20 protein-coding genes and 2 other annotated features are annotated in these 16,562 nt (G+C 34.3%); of the genes, 2 read left to right on the forward strand and 18 right to left on the reverse strand.

Annotated features, from left to right (window positions below):
* Window positions 1–7: 7 nt before the first annotated feature.
* Complete coding sequence (locus BR77_RS04580) at window positions 8–286, forward strand: hypothetical protein (protein ID WP_010050543.1); 279 nt, start codon at window positions 8–10, stop codon at window positions 284–286.
* Window positions 287–318: 32 nt separating this feature from the next.
* Here BR77_RS04580 and BR77_RS04585 read toward each other — a convergent pair whose 3' ends face one another.
* Entirely contained in the window at window positions 319–549 is a 231-nt protein-coding gene (locus tag BR77_RS04585) for a hypothetical protein (protein WP_010050542.1), read from the reverse strand.
* Between the two features lie 142 nt (window positions 550–691).
* On the opposite strand from BR77_RS04585, the gene BR77_RS04590 reads away from it, so the two are divergent.
* Window positions 692–1,156, forward strand: coding sequence for a universal stress protein (locus BR77_RS04590; protein ID WP_010050541.1), 465 nt, complete (start codon window positions 692–694; stop codon window positions 1,154–1,156).
* 52 nt (window positions 1,157–1,208) lie between these two features.
* Here BR77_RS04590 and BR77_RS04595 read toward each other — a convergent pair whose 3' ends face one another.
* From BR77_RS04595 to BR77_RS04675, 17 genes are all read right to left on the reverse strand, one after another.
* Entirely contained in the window at window positions 1,209–2,399 is a 1,191-nt protein-coding gene (locus tag BR77_RS04595) for an acetate/propionate family kinase (RefSeq protein ID WP_015076091.1), read from the reverse strand.
* Between the two features lie 31 nt (window positions 2,400–2,430).
* Window positions 2,431–3,438 (reverse strand): class I SAM-dependent methyltransferase, encoded by a 1,008-nt coding sequence (locus tag BR77_RS04600; RefSeq protein WP_015076090.1) that lies wholly within the window; start codon window positions 3,436–3,438, stop codon window positions 2,431–2,433.
* 241 nt (window positions 3,439–3,679) lie between these two features.
* Complete coding sequence (dcuC, locus tag BR77_RS04605; protein WP_015076089.1) at window positions 3,680–5,053, reverse strand: C4-dicarboxylate transporter DcuC; 1,374 nt, start codon at window positions 5,051–5,053, stop codon at window positions 3,680–3,682.
* An 18-nt stretch (window positions 5,054–5,071) separates the two neighbouring features.
* Window positions 5,072–5,986, reverse strand: a complete 915-nt coding sequence (rihC, locus tag BR77_RS04610; protein ID WP_015076088.1) for a ribonucleoside hydrolase RihC — start codon at window positions 5,984–5,986, stop codon at window positions 5,072–5,074.
* A 134-nt stretch (window positions 5,987–6,120) separates the two neighbouring features.
* Window positions 6,121–7,134 carry a LacI family DNA-binding transcriptional regulator gene (locus BR77_RS04615; protein WP_015076087.1) on the reverse strand — a complete coding sequence of 338 codons (1,014 nt, stop codon included), beginning with the start codon at window positions 7,132–7,134 and terminating at the stop codon, window positions 6,121–6,123.
* Window positions 7,135–7,537: 403 nt separating this feature from the next.
* On the reverse strand, window positions 7,538–7,825 hold the full coding sequence (gene rpmA / locus BR77_RS04620) for a 50S ribosomal protein L27 (protein ID WP_015076086.1): 288 nt from the start codon (window positions 7,823–7,825) through the stop codon (window positions 7,538–7,540).
* A 36-nt stretch (window positions 7,826–7,861) separates the two neighbouring features.
* Window positions 7,862–8,194: a ribosomal-processing cysteine protease Prp gene (locus BR77_RS04625; protein ID WP_010050454.1), complete on the reverse strand. Its 333-nt coding sequence runs from the start codon at window positions 8,192–8,194 to the stop codon at window positions 7,862–7,864.
* Between the two features lie 17 nt (window positions 8,195–8,211).
* Window positions 8,212–8,520 carry a 50S ribosomal protein L21 gene (rplU, locus tag BR77_RS04630; RefSeq protein ID WP_010050453.1) on the reverse strand — a complete coding sequence of 103 codons (309 nt, stop codon included), beginning with the start codon at window positions 8,518–8,520 and terminating at the stop codon, window positions 8,212–8,214.
* A 15-nt stretch (window positions 8,521–8,535) separates the two neighbouring features.
* Window positions 8,536–8,611, reverse strand: a sequence feature (ribosomal protein L21 leader region).
* Window positions 8,612–8,692: 81 nt separating this feature from the next.
* A complete protein-coding gene (locus BR77_RS04635) occupies window positions 8,693–9,370 on the reverse strand; it encodes an amino acid ABC transporter ATP-binding protein (RefSeq protein WP_015076085.1) in 678 nt (225 codons plus the stop codon).
* Between the two features lie 87 nt (window positions 9,371–9,457).
* The gene (locus BR77_RS04640; RefSeq protein WP_035064084.1) at window positions 9,458–10,087 is read right to left on the reverse strand and encodes an amino acid ABC transporter permease; all 630 of its coding nucleotides are present in this window, start codon (window positions 10,085–10,087) and stop codon (window positions 9,458–9,460) included.
* Window positions 10,088–10,130: 43 nt separating this feature from the next.
* Window positions 10,131–10,910, reverse strand: a complete 780-nt coding sequence (locus BR77_RS04645; RefSeq protein ID WP_010050447.1) for an amino acid ABC transporter substrate-binding protein — start codon at window positions 10,908–10,910, stop codon at window positions 10,131–10,133.
* Between the two features lie 25 nt (window positions 10,911–10,935).
* Entirely contained in the window at window positions 10,936–11,757 is an 822-nt protein-coding gene (locus BR77_RS04650; protein WP_015076084.1) for an amino acid ABC transporter substrate-binding protein, read from the reverse strand.
* A gap of 85 nt (window positions 11,758–11,842) precedes the next feature.
* Window positions 11,843–12,095: a binding site (T-box leader), on the reverse strand.
* Between the two features lie 34 nt (window positions 12,096–12,129).
* The gene (gene minD / locus BR77_RS04655; RefSeq protein WP_010050445.1) at window positions 12,130–12,918 is read right to left on the reverse strand and encodes a septum site-determining protein MinD; all 789 of its coding nucleotides are present in this window, start codon (window positions 12,916–12,918) and stop codon (window positions 12,130–12,132) included.
* Window positions 12,918–13,610 (reverse strand): septum site-determining protein MinC, encoded by a 693-nt coding sequence (locus tag BR77_RS04660; protein WP_015076082.1) that lies wholly within the window; start codon window positions 13,608–13,610, stop codon window positions 12,918–12,920. Before BR77_RS04660 ends, minD begins: the two co-directional genes overlap by 1 nt.
* Before the next feature lie 57 nt (window positions 13,611–13,667).
* A complete protein-coding gene (gene mreD / locus BR77_RS04665; RefSeq protein ID WP_010050443.1) occupies window positions 13,668–14,189 on the reverse strand; it encodes a rod shape-determining protein MreD in 522 nt (173 codons plus the stop codon).
* A 4-nt stretch (window positions 14,190–14,193) separates the two neighbouring features.
* The gene (gene mreC, locus BR77_RS04670) at window positions 14,194–15,045 is read right to left on the reverse strand and encodes a rod shape-determining protein MreC (RefSeq protein ID WP_010050442.1); all 852 of its coding nucleotides are present in this window, start codon (window positions 15,043–15,045) and stop codon (window positions 14,194–14,196) included.
* A 304-nt stretch (window positions 15,046–15,349) separates the two neighbouring features.
* Window positions 15,350–16,363 carry a rod shape-determining protein gene (locus BR77_RS04675; RefSeq protein WP_010050438.1) on the reverse strand — a complete coding sequence of 338 codons (1,014 nt, stop codon included), beginning with the start codon at window positions 16,361–16,363 and terminating at the stop codon, window positions 15,350–15,352.
* Window positions 16,364–16,562: the final 199 nt, after the last annotated feature.

Genomic DNA, 16,562 nt, shown 5'->3' on the forward strand with positions numbered 1-16,562 from the left:
CTTAAGTATGACGATTTTAATGATTCTCTTTGCTTTAATTTTATTTGCAACTGCTGGTTTTTTATTATCGGGAAAAGCTAGTATTCTGATTATTAATGAAAAAGAAAATCAACATGCAGCAAATCAAGTGTTTTTTAAATCTTATGGTGCTCTACTATTATTATGTGGTATATTTGCACTTGTGTTAATTTTCATTCATTCAACTTGGCTTTTATTGCTATTTTTAGTTGCTACATGTGCCATAATGCTACTATTAATACTCGGATTGAATCGAAGAATCGACTAAAAAGGTTAGGAGAGTATTTTTCTCCTAACCTTTTATTCTGTAGTAAATACATCTAGTGGCAATGTTGACACTGGGCCTGCTAGTCGCTCGATTAGTGCTGTCATTTTGACTGCTCCAACTCCCCGCTGCTTCGCAAAGTTTTCAAGGATTTCTGGGCTAATATCTTGTAAATAAATCAATTGATGCTCTATAGAATAGTTTTTAAATAGCTTAAATTTAGGCTCAGCAAAAACATCTTGGATTAAACAAAATTCTTTTTTCAAATTAAGAAATCCTTTCATTAGAAATTTAATAATTTAAAGAGTTCATGGTTTAGTTTTCTACTGTTTTAGTGTAAAATGAATGTAGAAGCTAAACTATATCTTCTATCATATCATAAAAATCAGATGAATTGGAGTGATTCACATGTTACAACAATACAAACGCATTTTAGTTGCCGTTGACGGATCTGAAGAAGCTGAATTAGCCTTTAAAAAAGCTGTTCATGTTGCGAACCGGAATGAATCCGCTTTACTTTTATTACATGTTATTGACACTAGAGCTTTTCAAAGTGTCTCAAGTTTTGATGGCGCCATGGCGGAACAAGCAACTGAGCAAGCTAAAAACACGATGGAAGAATATGTAAAATATGCAAAAAAACATGATGTCCAAGATGTTTCTTACACAATTGAGTATGGTTCTCCAAAAGCTCTAATTGCAAAACAAATACCTGAAGAGAAAAAAGTTGATTTAATTATGGTTGGTGCTACGGGTTTAAATGCTGTAGAACGTATATTTATTGGGTCTGTTTCAGAGTATGTTATCCGACAAGCTCCCTGTGATGTCTTAGTTGTACGAACTGACTTAGAGAATAAAATACCACAAAAATAAAAAAAGAGTAAAGATGTCAGAAACTGACATCTTTACTCTTTTTGTTTTACTATTATTTACTTAAACGCTCAACATCACGAGCAATCATAACTTCTTCGTCTGTTGGAATTAATAATACTTTTACTTTTGAATCAGGTGTCGAAATAACACGTTCATCACTACGAACATTGTTTAATTCAGCATCCATTTCACAACCAAAGACTGTAATACCATCAATGATTTCTTTACGCATGTGAATATCATTCTCACCAATACCAGCAGTAAAGATAATAGCATCAACACCGTTCATTGTTGCAATATATGAACCAATGTATTTTTTAATACGATCTGCAAAGATACGTAATGCAACATTCGCATTTTCATCTGTTAATTGAGCAACTTCTAAGTCACGCATATCACTTGAAATTCCTGATAAACCTAGTAAACCAGATTCTTTATTTAAGATATTGATGAATTCGTTAATATCTGTAATATTTAATTTACCCATTAAATAAGCAATTAATGAAGGATCAATATCGCCAGAACGAGTTCCCATTGTTACACCAGCAAGTGGAGTGAATCCCATAGAAGTATCAACTGATTTTCCACCGTCAATAGCTGTAATAGATGCACCATTACCTAAATGACAAGAAACTAATTTTAATTCTTCTAATGGACGACCAAGCATTTCTGCTGCACGTTCTGAAACAAATTTATGAGATGTTCCGTGAGCACCATATTTACGTGCTGCAAAATCTTCATAATAGTTCATTGGGATACTGTATAAATAGCTTGTTTTAGGCATTGTTGTGTGGAAAGATGTATCAAAAACTGCCACACTAGTAATTTCTGGCAATAATTTTTTAAACGCACGGATTCCTGTTGCATTAGCTGGATTGTGTAAAGGAGCTAATTCAGATAACTCTTCAATTTGATCTAAAACATTTCCTGTAATTAGTGCTGAATCTTTAAAGATTTCGCCACCAGCTACAACACGGTGACCGACACCTGTAATTTCATCAAAGCTACCAATGATTTTTAATTCAATCAATTGTTTTAATAACATTTCAACTGCAAATTCATGGTCATTAATATCTAAAATTTCTTCAAATTTTTGACCTTCACCGTATTTAATTGTGAAAATAGAATCATTTAATCCAATTCTTTCCACGATTCCTTTAGCGATAACTGTTTCTGCTGGCATTTCAAATAATTGCCATTTTAGACTTGAACTTCCGGCATTAATTGCAATTGTTTTTGTCATTTTTTATAAGTCCCCTTTTATAGTTAATTTATTAATTATTCTCTTTTTTCCAAGTGTCAACTTCATTCATAAAACGCAGCATAGCTGCTTGATTTTTAAAGTCAGGAATTTGCGCAAGTAAAACTTGTTTCGCTTGTTTTGCTTCTGCGCCTTTCTTTTGAATCAAGAGAATTGATTTACGTGAGTGTTCTGTTTTAAATAATTCCTTTGGTAAATGTAACATACCTTGTAAATAACTTGTTTCTTGAATAAATTTTGTCAAAGCCGGAGCCTCTTCTGTTTCAAATAGTTGAGAAGGAACTAGAAATACGCCTACTCCACCTGGTTTTAAATAATGAACACTTTGTTCTATTAACAGATGATGTGCATACGAATGACCTGTTTTGGCTTTCGTTTTAAAGTCTGTTACTCGCTCATCTAGTGGATAAAAACCGACCGGCAAGTCACTAACGACAACATCAACAGGATCAACTAATAAATCTTGAATAGCATCTTGATGAATCAGCTTAATTGACTGTCTCTGAAGCCCTATTAGTACCGATGCAAGGGAAAGCAATAGATCATCAATATCTACTCCTTCTGCTTCTACCACTATGTTTTTAAGTGTTAAGTGATTGTAGATAGTTGATAACAGGTTTGCTGTTCCAACTGCAGGATCAAAAATACGAATCTTAGTAGCCTCATCGCCAATCATTTTTTCAATAATATAACTCATTATGAAACCAATTGCATCTGGTGTCATCTGATGGTTAGCTTGTAGATTATCTACTTTAGCACCTTTTAATAAGGCTAACTGAAAAGCTTTTCTGATTTTTTCTGGAGTTACTTCATCTTTTTCCCATTGCGCATACAAACGATTTAAACGCTCAATAACGGCTTCGGTTGGGACGCCTTCAACTTGTCTTGCTTGTTTTCCATCAATTAGATTTTCTCCAGTTTCCAAAAGAGCATCTAAATAAGAACTATCTAGCTCATTTTTCAATACTAACGAAGATTCATCTAAAAGTTTAAATAATTGTTCAATTTGATTGATGGTCAACGTACATTCACCTCTTCTTCACATTCTAAACATAACACGAACCAAAATAGTCAATCGATTGTTATTATTAGGTCACAGCTACTTGTCCTATTCTATCTGATATTGTGCTTCTTTTCAAGATAAAATTATTATGTTCCTATTATTCATTTCTTTTTAACTTCACTAAGATACTTCGTTATTATTTTTATAAAAAAAACTTCTTAAAAATGAACACACCATTTATAAGAAGCTTTTTTGCATTTTAATAAGGCAAAATTAATAACGACAACACAATCACAGAAACAATACCTACAATGGTTGGGACGCTGGTCCTTTTTAGAACTCGAACAGGTGAAACCCCAACAGTTGAAGCAACAATCATAACCACCGCTGCCACAGGTGAAATAGTCCTAGCCAAATTGGCAATCATTTGCATTGGCAACGTAATTAAAATTCCGTCCACACCTGCTTTATCTGCAATATTCGGGATTAGTTCAATCACCGCATAAAACATAGCTAGTCCTCCACCACTTAAAATGCCAAACAATGTTGTTGCACCACTAAAAATAAACATTGTGACAATACCAGCTGATGTTGAGGATTCAACAGAAGAAAGAAGATTATCAATAACTCCTAATGATTGGATAGCTGTAGTAAAAAGAGAGCCTCCCACTACCAACATCACTACTCGGCTAAAACCTTGGCCCATGCCATTGAACATTTCAACAGCTGACAACTGGACTGTTTTAAAAGAACGATAACGGCATGTTTCAATCAAAACTGCAATAAAGAAAGCAATCATTGTTAATACAAAGATATCCATCGTAATTCCTTTTATAACTATACTCATAATCCCAACAATTAAAATTAAGAGTAATGGCATTAATGGTAAAATTGCATAAAAAGTAGGTGTATTACTTTCTTCAATCTTTTCTAGCTTAGCTTGATCCATTTCGATAAAAGCACTAGCGCCCTCTTTTTTATCACAGTATTTCTGCCAAAAATAGTGTGCCACTGCAATAATGAATAGTGTTGGAATGGATATTTTTGCATTCCACATCACATAATTTAATAAGTCATAGCCTAATGTTTCTGCCGCAATAACGTTATCTGCTCCTAAAGGTGTAGGCATGATAGTTGCAGTCATCGCGATCACTCCGGCTGCAGTTAGGGAAGAAATACCAATACCTTGTAACATAGGATATAGAATTGACATTAAAATAATCGCTAAACTCGATGCACTTGGGATAACTAAAGACATTAAGTTTCCTATTAGAAAAATAATGGGTACAAATAGAGCTTTAGCTTTAATTTTCATCATTGGTTTCACTAATAAATTGACGGCAACTTGATTGGCCCCAATTTTATTCATGTACCCTGAGTAGCCAAATAAAATCATAATAACTAAGCCCGCTGATTGAACTTGCCCAATAATCGTATCTTTAAATTTCATAAAAATATCAAAAACACCTAAACCTGTCCCTTCTCCAGCTGGATATAACGGGTGGCCTAGTATAACCGCACATGCTAATAAGACTAATCCTCCACTAATTAAGGTCAGAATTGGATTATAGTTTTTAATAATTAAGTACGCAACAACTCCTAAAACAAGTATAACTAAAAAAATTTCAATCATTTTTCTTTCATCCCCCCTCTATTGATTTTTTTGCAACTCTTTTAATGTCCAATGACGAAATTTTTCTACATCAATTTCTAAACAAACGGATACATTTGTAGTTGTATGGTAATTCATTTTTAAATCAGCAATTACAGCTCCAGCAGCTGGCCCTTCTAATTGGATTTCTGCATGGGTTAGTTGTGTTTTAAACATTTCTGGTTGAAGTAAATAAGCAATAGCGCAAACATCATGCATTTTCAAACCGGATTTCAAACTTCCTCCACGATAATGTTGGAAGAGTGCATAAAACATTTCTCCAACTTTTCCGTAAGTTTTGATTTGTTCATTTTCAACTGAGGTTAAAACCGCTGTGTCCGTAACATCTAAGCCAACCATTGTAATTGGAACACCTGCTTGAAAAACCATCTGTGCAGCATGAGGATCCACATATGTGTTAAATTCAGCAATTGAGTTCGTATTCCCTCTTGATAGTGTCCCGCCCATCATAACAATTTCCTCAATATTTTCTTTCACTTCTGGATACATAGTAAATAATAAGGCAATATTAGTTAGAGCTGCAATCGGTACCAACGTAATTTTTTCTGGACTTGCTAAAATATATTTTTTCAATGCTTCAACAGCGTGAATAGATAGTTCTTTATTTTGCGACTCAGGAAACTCATATCCATCCATACCTGATTCTCCGTGAACATCACTAGCAGTTTCCAGCTCTTTTAGTAATGGCCGATCAGCACCTTTAGCAACTGGGGTCTCTTTCCCTAAAAATGTCACTAATTTCAAGGCATTTCTCGTTGTTTTTTCAACATCTACATTTCCTGCTACAGTGCTAATTAATTTAACATCAAGCTCTTCACTATTTAATGCAATTGCAATTGCAACTGCATCATCAATTCCTGGATCTGTATCAATAATAATTGGTCTTCTTGTCATTTTATTTTCCTCCTAGTTCATTTGACTATCTTGCCGTCTTGGATTCGTGATTATAGTTATAACTGAATTCTATTTTTTATATTACCCTAAAAATGAAACGTTTCATTTTTATTGTTTTACTATTCTATTTACCCTTATTTTATAGATTGGATTGAATCCTCGATCAATAACTCACAAGTAAATACTGTGCTTTTAGATTTTACATTTTCTGGTTCTCTAATGGCTTTTAATAATTCTTCAGCGACAAATTCTGCCATTTTATCAACTGGTTGGATCACCATTGAAAGTTTTGGTGTTAGAATTGTTGAGATTTCAGCAGAATCAAAACCAATTAAAGAAATATCCTCTCCTATTCTTTTCTGGTATGAATTAAAACATTCTAAAGCTCCAACGGTCATATCATAATTTGTTACAAAAATTGCTGTGGGGACATTTTGCAACTCAAATAATTCTTGGCAGGCATCATAACCACTTTTTTTTGAAAAATCACCGTAAACAATATATTCTGGTTTTAAAGAAACTCCTTGAGAATTTAAAGCATCCTGGTAACCTAAAAGTCGTTCTTTAGAAGTATAGCCCCCTTTGTCTCCTGCAATAATTCCAATTCTAGTATGTCCTTTTAGAAGAAGCCTTGTAACTGCCTTTTTAGCCGCCTGACGATTATCTACAACTACATGGTCAAACACTACATTTGATTCTAGATAGCGATCTAAGACAATAACTGGAATGAATCCTTTCATTTTTTCTAGCCATGTAGTTAAAAAGCGGTTTTTAGCTGGCGGAATCACCAACAAACCATCCACACTTTGATTAACTAGATTTTGTAATTTTTCTGAATCAATTTCTTCATCGCCTGTAACCACACAAATCATCACAACATATCCATTTTGAGCTAAGTATTTTTCTGTAATGGCCACGATTTTTGTTGAAAACGTTAGCTCTAAAGAAGGAATAATGATTCCAATTGATTTTGACTCTTTTGTTCTTAAACCTCGTGCAAATAAATTTACTTTAAAATCTAAAAATTCAACTGCCTCATCAATTAATACTTTATTTTTTGGTTTTACAGATACACCATTTAAATATTTTGAAACTGTTCCTAAAGATAAACCCGTTCTTTCGACGATATCTTTTATCGTTGTCGCCATTTTATCACCTCCTGAATAAAAATTTTGTTGAGCCGGTTAGCTCGGCAGAAAAATAGGGGAATTTGATGTGACACTTTTTGTCGCCTCGAAATTCCATCTTTTTTCCGAGAGACTGGTTCATAAGAACTAGCCTTGATAAAAAGTTTGTTGAGCCGCTTAGCTCCAGTAAGAAAATAGGGGAAAATTGATGTGACGCTTTTTGTCACTTCGTATTTTCATCTTTTTCTCGAGGAGTTGGCTCATAAAAACTAGCCTTTTAAAATGAAACGTTTCATTCTACACAAAAAGAAAACGCTTACTGTTTTTAATTTAACATATGTTCTTATTGAAGTCAAAGCTTTTCAGTAAATAAAAAAGAAGGAAAGAGAATCAACTTCTCTTTCCTTCTTTTAATTGGTTAGACTTATTGAGCAACTGCAGGGTATACAGATACTTGTTTTTTGTCGCGACCTTTACGTTCGAAGCGAACTACACCATCTACTTTAGCAAAAAGTGTATCGTCTCCACCAATTCCAACGTTTACACCTGGGTAAATTTTAGTTCCGCGTTGACGGTATAAAATTGAACCACCTGTAACAGTTTGACCATCTGCTCTTTTAGCGCCTAAGCGTTTAGAGTTTGAGTCACGTCCGTTAGTTGTAGATCCGCCACCTTTTTTGTGGGCGAAGAATTGTAAATTCATTTTCAACATATGAGTTGCACCTCCTGAATGTTTTCTTTTTTGTATTTATTTTATTATTTTGACATACTCAGGATACTCTTCTACGATAGTCCCTATTGACAACAGAAGACTCTCTAAAAGAATCTGAGCTATGTGTGACTGCTCACGATTAATATCTTGGATAACTTCAACATAAAGATGTCCACCATTTTCTTCATCCATCTCAACTAGTGGTTGGAATCCGGCTAAGGCTTCGATACTATTTGTTGCTCCAAAAGTCAAAGCTGATACAGCGGCACACACAATGTCACTGCCATCGGGTCCTGACTCTGCATGTCCAGTAATTTCGAAAGAAACTAGGTTTCCATCTTCATCACGCTTGAATAGTGCTTGAATCATTTTGAACACCACTTTTCTTATGCGTTAATTGCGTTAATAACAACTTTTGTATAAGGTTGACGATGACCTTGTTTACGGTGAGTATGTTTTTTAGGTTTGTATTTGAACGTAGTAACTTTCTTTTGTTTACCATGTTTTTCTACAGTACCCTCAACAGTAGCTCCTGCGATTGTTGGCGCTCCAACTTTTGTTTCTTCGCCACCTACTAAGATTACTTCATCAAAGCTAACAGTTTCACCAGCTTCAACGTTTAATTTTTCAACGTAAATTGCTTGGCCTACCTCAACTTTAACTTGTTTTCCACCTGTTTTGATAATTGCGTACATTTATTCGCACCTCCTTATTAGACTTAGACTCGCCGTCGTGAGCGTCACCTAGATGAACTTAAGACTCATTCCCGCGCGGTTGTAGTTGTGGTGCTACACATTTACAACATTAACATCATAACAAATATACCCTGCTCCGTCAATGTTTTTATTGAAATGAATCCATGAAAACTCATTTATTGATGAATTCTTCTGAACTAACAACTCGAGTTCCTATATCTTCAGCAAATTCTAAATCATGAGTAACAATTAGAATTCCCGTTTGATCTGTTGCGATTTTTTGAATCATTTTTCCAATTTCGGCTGTAGATTCACGATCCAAAGCCGATGTAGGTTCATCAAAACATAAGATTTTAGGATTGAGCATCATCGCTCGTGCAATAGCAACTCTTTGTTTTTGGCCACCGGATAATGTACTAGGCATAACTTGAATTTTATCGCTTAATCCAACTTGTCCTAATAACTCTTCTGCCTTTTTTATTAAATTTGATTTTGTATCTAATTTTTGAGCAATCGGGGCCTCTAAGCAATTTTCTAGTACCGTTAGATTAGGAAATAGTTGATAATCTTGAAAGACCATCCCGATTGAATTATGATAGGCACGAATATCTTTTTTTGATGCATAAACACTCTGTTCATTTTTCGTTTCACATAACAATTGATTGCCAATTTTAATTGTTCCGCTATCCGCTTTTTCTAAATTATTGATCAAGCGCATAAGGGTTGTTTTCCCAGTACCTGACTTTCCAACTAGGGTAACAATTTCGCCAGCAGCGATACTAAAATCAAAGTTTTGAATAACTGGTAGCCCATTAAATTTTTTTGTTACATTTTTTACTTCTAAAATCATCTATCTTCACTCCTTTTATTCAAAAATTAACACGAGCTTTTTTCGTCTGAGATTCTATCTAACTAATACTTTTCTATCCAGATAAAATTAAAAACGAACTTTTTTTTCAATTTGATTTAAACCAAGCGTAACAATACCCGTAATCGCTAAATAAACCAATCCGACAGCTACAAATGGAATTAATGATGCATAAGTATTAGCAGCTATTTGCCCTGCTCGAAGTAACTCACCTAAGCCGATTACATAAATTAATGAGGTATCTTTAACCAATGAAATCACTTCATTTCCAACAGATGGCAAGACCACCCGGAAAACTTGTGGCAGAATGATTCTTTGGAAACCACGAATTTTCCCAATTCCTAAAACTTGAATGGCTTCAAATTGACCAACTGGAACGGCTATGATTCCGCCGCGAAAAATTTCGGCGTAGTAAGCAACGTAATTTAAACTAAAAGCAATGATTGCTGCGGAAAAACGGTCTAATGTAATCCCAACTAATGGCAACCCGAAGAAAACAATCATTAATTGGAGCAACAAGGGTGACCCACGCATAATATAAATATAAACTTGAATAAAAAAGGAGATAAATTTCGGTGCATAAACCCTAGCTAATGCTACCAAAAACCCTAAAGGAATACAAATAATTAATATAATAAAAAAGAGTAACAATGTCATTTTCAATCCATCTAATAAAGCGGGAATTATCTCCGTTATCATTTACTTCACCTCATAATTTTCTTTAATAATCTAGTTGATTTATCTACTCACTAAACCATTTATTGACTATTTTTTCTTTCGTTCCATCTTCTTCCATTTCTTTCAAAGCTTGATTCACTTGTTTTAATAATTCTTTATCTGCTTTACGAACCCCTACCGCAATGTTTTCAACACCAAAATTTTCTTTTAAAATGCGATAGTTGTCTTCACCTTTTTGCTTAATTGTATAGCGGCCATATGTTTCTCCTACTATGATCGCCTCGCTTCTCTTGCTATCCAAATCGTTAAACACATCATTATTCGAAGCGTACGTAACCATTTCGCCTCCTTTAAATGATTTTAACAACTCTGGTGCATCTTGGCTTAAAATCGTAACAGCGCTAGAAGATTGTTGCGCAGCGACTGTCTTGCCTGCTAAATCATTTTTCGTTTCAATTGGACTATCTTTTAAAACAATAATCGCTTGACCAATTTCTAAATAAGGTGTACTAAAATTAACTTTTTCACTACGTTCAGGATTCATCGCATACCCATTCCAAATTAAATCAATATTACCAGAATTTAACTCTGTTTCTTTCATCGCCCAATCAATCGGCTGAAATTCAATGTCAACATTTGCACGTTTACCAAATTCCTTAGCTAAATCCACATCTAAACCTACAATTTTACCAGCCTTATCTCGATAACCCATCGGTACAAATGTATCATCTAAACCAACAATAATTTTATTCTTTTCATTTGTATTTGCCTTTGTTTCACTTTTGCATCCCCCGATTACAAAAGCTAAACACAGCAGACTAACTAAAATTAATTTCTTTTTCATCTTTATTCCCCCATTTTCAACTTATTTATTTTTCTTTGCCAAACCATGTTGCATAAATCTTATCGTAGGTGCCATCTGTTTTTAACTCGGCTAAAGCTTGATCAATTTTTTCTTTTAACTGCTTATCAGCTTTACGCATACCAACACCGTATTCTTCCTTACCAAAATTTTCAGTCAAAATACGATATTTTTCAGCACCTTTCAAACTAATATAGTATCTAGCTAATACCTCATCGGCAACTGCTGCCTCACTACGTTTAGCTTCAAGATCATTAAATACATCATTGTTAGATGGATATTGAACTAAATCACCTGTTTTTAAGTCCGTCAAAGTAACCTCGGAATCGTTTTTCACTGCATCAACGGCACTAGAAGACTGTTGAGCGGTCACTGTCTTACCTTTTAAATCTGATTTCTTCTGAATTTCACTATCTTTTAAAACAATAATCGCTTGACTATTGTCTAGATACGGAGTTGAAAAGGCAACTTTTTCTTTTCTTTCTGGTGTAATTGTATAACCATTCCAGATTAAATCAATATTACCTGCATTTAGTTCTGTTTCTTTCATCGCCCAATCAATTGCTTGAAATTCAAGTTTTAAGTCTAATTTTTCACCTACAGCTTTAGCTAAATCAACATCAAAACCTACAATATCACCATTATTATCACGATAACTCATCGGTGCAAATGTATCATCTAACCCAACAACAAGTTTTCCATTTTTTTCAATTTGACTATATGAGTCTTGTTCTTTTGCTTCTTTTTTATTTCCTGCTCCTGATTTGCCACACGCTGCAACTAAGATAAATACCCCTGCTATGACTAAGATCATTTGTAATTTTTTCATATTTTTTTACTCCCCTTTTTCTTTTTTTTAGTGCTTGTTTTAGCTTGTAAAACAAAAAAAGTCCTTTGACTCTCATAATTGAGAATCAAAGGACGATGTTTAAGTATCGTGGTTCCACCTTTATTCGTAGCTTCTTCACAAAAGCTACCTCTTCACGTTCAAGCTTCTAAACGCTAGTCCTATAACGGGAACTCCCGGGATAGTTTACTGCTCACATATGGAGGTTCAACTGCCAGCTCAGAGATGTGTGTTCAGAATCTAGTTCCTTGATTGCTTCCCACCAACCGCAATCTCTCTAAAAATTCACTAGTCTTACTTTTTCTCTTCAAAGCTTTTTTCTAATCATTTTTTAATAGTATAGCACACTCTTAATTATTTGCCAAATATTTTTTGAAAAAAGTTTTTTTTCTCTTTTTTAAAGGACATTAAAGGAACTGTTTCACCTAAAATACGACGCGCTATATTGCGATACCCTAATGAAGCTGGATTTTTAGGATCTAAAACAATTGGGTCTCCCTTATTAGATGAACGAATAACACTATCATCATCAAAAACGATACCTAATAAATCAATCGATAAATGCTTCGTAATTTCATCGATATCCAATACTTCACCCTCTTGCATCATACGTTGACGAATACGATTAATAATCAAACGAGGTGATTCCATTTCCGTTTGTTCTAATAATCCAATAATTCGATCTGCATCACGCACAGCTGATATTTCTGGTGTTGTAATAACAATCGCACTATCTGCTGCTGCAATTGAATTTTTAAAGCCTTGTTCAATTCCAGCTGGACAATCAATTAAAATATAATCATAGTCTGGTCGTAATTGATCCACGATTTCAATCATTTGTTCCCCACTAACAGAACTTTTATCTGCATTTTGTGCAGCTGGTAATAAATAAAGATTATCATTAAATCGTTTATCTTTAATAATCGCTTGATGCAGTTTTGCTCGCTCTTCAACAACATCCACAATATCATAGATAATTCGATTTTCTAAACCTAGAATAACATCTAAATTACGAAGTCCAATATCCATGTCGATCAAACATACCTTTTTCCCTTGCAATGCTAAAGCTGTTCCAATATTGGCTGTTGATGTTGTTTTACCAACTCCACCTTTACCAGATGTAATGACAATTGCTGTCCCCATTAAAATAATCCTCCTGTCACTTTGCCCATCTTAGGTCGTATCGTTCTTAATTTATCTAATCCTTCAAAATCTAAAATATGCAAGTCATTAATATATGCAAATTGTTTTTCGTCCGTGCCAGCTTGATTTTTAGCTTTATTTTCAATGATTTGTACACTTTCAGCAATTCGAATTTGTGCATCTGTTTGAAAATCAGCCACAACAATAGCTTCATTGTCTCCATCAAACCCAGCATGAGCTAGACCTAAAAGCTCTCCCAGTATAAAGATACTTCCGCTAGCCCGAATCGTGCCACCTGGATGAATCTTTCCAATTAATAAAATATCACCTGGTGCTTGCAAAACTTGTCCACTTCGAATCGTTTGAATCTCCATCTGCAAGCTGTTGCTTTCGTGCCATTCTGTGGCCTGTTGATAGGTCAATACTTCAGCGCTAATTTTCTTTAACTGAAATTGACTTTTGCTACTAATCTTTTCAGTAATCTCAGCTTTTTCATCTTCTGAAAAAAGTCGCATCCCTGTTTTTACTTCTAGACTGATTCCTTTTTGGACTTCTTTTTGTTCTTTATTTTCAGAATGTAACTTTTCAAGTAATTGATCTAAATCACTTAGTACTGTTTCAAAAGCAACACTTTCATCTAAAGTCAAAACAAAACCGTCTTTCGTCCCTTTTAACGTCACACTTTGTTTCATTTTCATAACCTCCAACACCATTTGTTACTTTTCACACTCAAGCTTATATTTTCTGCTCTAGCTCTCAGTAAGCTTTAAAATAGTTTTTTTCAACGGAAAATATAGAAAAATAAAAATCGCACTATTTAGAAGCAACGTAGGTCCCAGACGTTCCGCCAAGAAACTATTAACGTCCATCGTATTTTGACCTAAGACTTGATAGAAAAGGTAAAGCGCTCCCTCAACCATACTAAGATTGATAATTAACATCATTCCCACGACTAAAACATTCGGGTTTAATACTTTTTTTAACTTTTCGGTAATATAAACAATTATTGGAAATAGGGCTACATATACACCTAAAACTCCACTGTAGTAACTATCATACAGTAAACCAAAAATAATTGCATAAAGCAACATTTTATTTCTAGGAAGATAAAAGGACATCATCACAAAACTAATGACTATAAGACGAGGAACTAAAACAAAGTTTCCATCATAAAACGTTTTAGAAAATAAAGCAGCTAAAACTCCATCAATCAGAAAAAAACAAAAAATAATTAGCGGTGGTAAAAAACTTTTCTTTAAATTCATGTTCATTTAGTTATTCACCACTCTCAGCGCTACGTTGAATAAACGTCACGTAACGAATATCATTTGTATCCGCATAAGGTTTCACATAAACTTCTTTTGATAATCCAAAAGAATCTAGCTTGACTTCATCTACTTCACCGATTGGAAGTGTTCTAGGGGTTTTTCCACCTAATCCTGATGTCACAACTTGCGTGCCTTTCTCTGGAACTGCGTCTGCTGTAATTTGTTTCATAATTAAACGTTTCGTTTCTTTATCGTACCCATTAATAATCCCAAAAACTGGAGCTGCTCCACCTTGAACTTCTGCTGCAACTCGATTGTTTTTAGTGTCTGCTGTTGTAATTAATTGAACTTTTGAACTAGTTGGGCTAACTTCACTAACACGCCCCACAAGTCCTGGACCAGACATTACAGCCATGCCTTTTTCGATTCCATTTTGACTGCCTCGATCAACAATAATTTGATCTATCCAAGTATCTGGATTTCTCCCAATAACGGTTCCGTTGATTTTATTAAAATCAGAAATATCACTTTGCAAGTCTAACTGTTCTTGCATTTTTTTATTGGCTTCTTTTAAATCAGCAAGCTGAACCTGTTGCTCGTAAAGTTTATCAATTTTAGATTTTAACAATTGATTTTCTTCATAAGTATTTTTCAAGTCATCAATAGAGTCAATAAAACTAACGACCGCATTAGCGGGTTTAGCAAAAACACGACCAGTGATTGCCGTAATATCATTGGTAAATTGTTGAACAATTGGCAGTTTTGCTCGTTCTTTGATAGAGTATGCAATTAAACCCATACAAGCAATTACACTTACTAACAAAATAATTAACTTCTTATTTGAAAAAAATTGATGCAATTCGTCACCCCACTTTGCCTTAATGGCCTTCTCTATTTTACCATATCTCTGTAATAATAAACTAATTTTATTAAGAAAAACTAAACTCTTTGTAATTTTTTAAGAAAAATAGTTTTTTTGTGTTGTTTTTTCTATTTTCAAGCTATTTTTCGACATTTAATCACTGCTCAGTTATGCTTTTTAGCCCTTAAAAAAAGCGAGAAGTTAAAAACTCCTCGCAACGTCAAACTATTCAGATAGCTCACTTAATTAAAAGAACGGATATTTCATCATCTACAACTAGGTGTACTTGAAAGAATAGATTCTAACGGTTTGCGTTTTTCTTAAATAAATCAATATGTTTCAATGATTCACCAGTCCCAATGGCAACACAATCAAGTGGCTCATTTGCTACAAATACTGGTACTTGTGTTTCGTCTGCAATGACTTCAGCAATATTTTTCAATAATGCTCCGCCACCTGTTAATACAATTCCGTGATCAATAACATCTGCTGAAATTTCTGGTGATGTTTCTTCAAGAGTTTCTTTAACAGCAACTATAATTGCTTCGACAACTTCTTGTAGTGATTGAGATACATCGACTGCTGAAATTTCAATTGTTTTCGGTAGGCCAGTTAGTAAATCACGACCTCTAACACTCATATCGCCATATTCTTTTGATTTTTCAACAGAAGCACAACCTATTTCCATCTTCACGGCTTCAGCTGTTCTTTCACCAATTAATAAATTGAATTTCTTACGTACATAATGAATAATCGCATCATCTAGACGATCTCCAGCCATACGAATTGAACGGCTACTCACGATTCCACCTAAAGAAATCGTTGCAACATCCGTTGTTCCACCACCAATATCAACAACCATACTACCTGTTGGGTCCATTACTGGAAGACCTGCACCAATAGCAGCAGCAAACGGTTCTTCGATAATAAAGGCATCTTTTGCACCAGCTGTGCGTGTAGCATCGATAACTGCACGTTTTTCAACTTCAGTTACTCCGCTAGGTACACATACCATCACATAAGGTTTTGAACTCGATTTTCCAATTGTTTTTTGAATATAATATTTCATCATAGCTGCAGTTGTTTCATAATCAGCAATAACTCCATCTTTCATTGGGCGAATTGCTACAATGCTTCCTGGGGTTCTACCAATCATATTTCTTGCTTCTTCACCAACTGCTACTATATCACCATTATTTGTATTTTTTGCTACTACTGATGGTTCTCTTAATACAATTCCTTTACCATCCAAATAGACCATTGTATTCGCAGTACCTAAATCAATTCCAATATCCTTGCTTCCAAATCCAAACACACAACTTCATCCTCTCAGCTCTATCATAAATGGTCATCCATCACAAAATTTCAATTATTTTTTAGACCTACCAAAATAATCTATTAAATATACGCTCTATACTGTAACAGGAATAATCATACTTCATATTACCAAAGAAAACATTAATTTCGACCGTATTTTAATATAATTTTAAACATTTATTATTTTTGTAAACTTT

Source organism: Carnobacterium maltaromaticum DSM 20342 (assembly GCF_000744945.1).
Classification (GTDB): domain Bacteria; phylum Bacillota; class Bacilli; order Lactobacillales; family Carnobacteriaceae; genus Carnobacterium; species Carnobacterium maltaromaticum.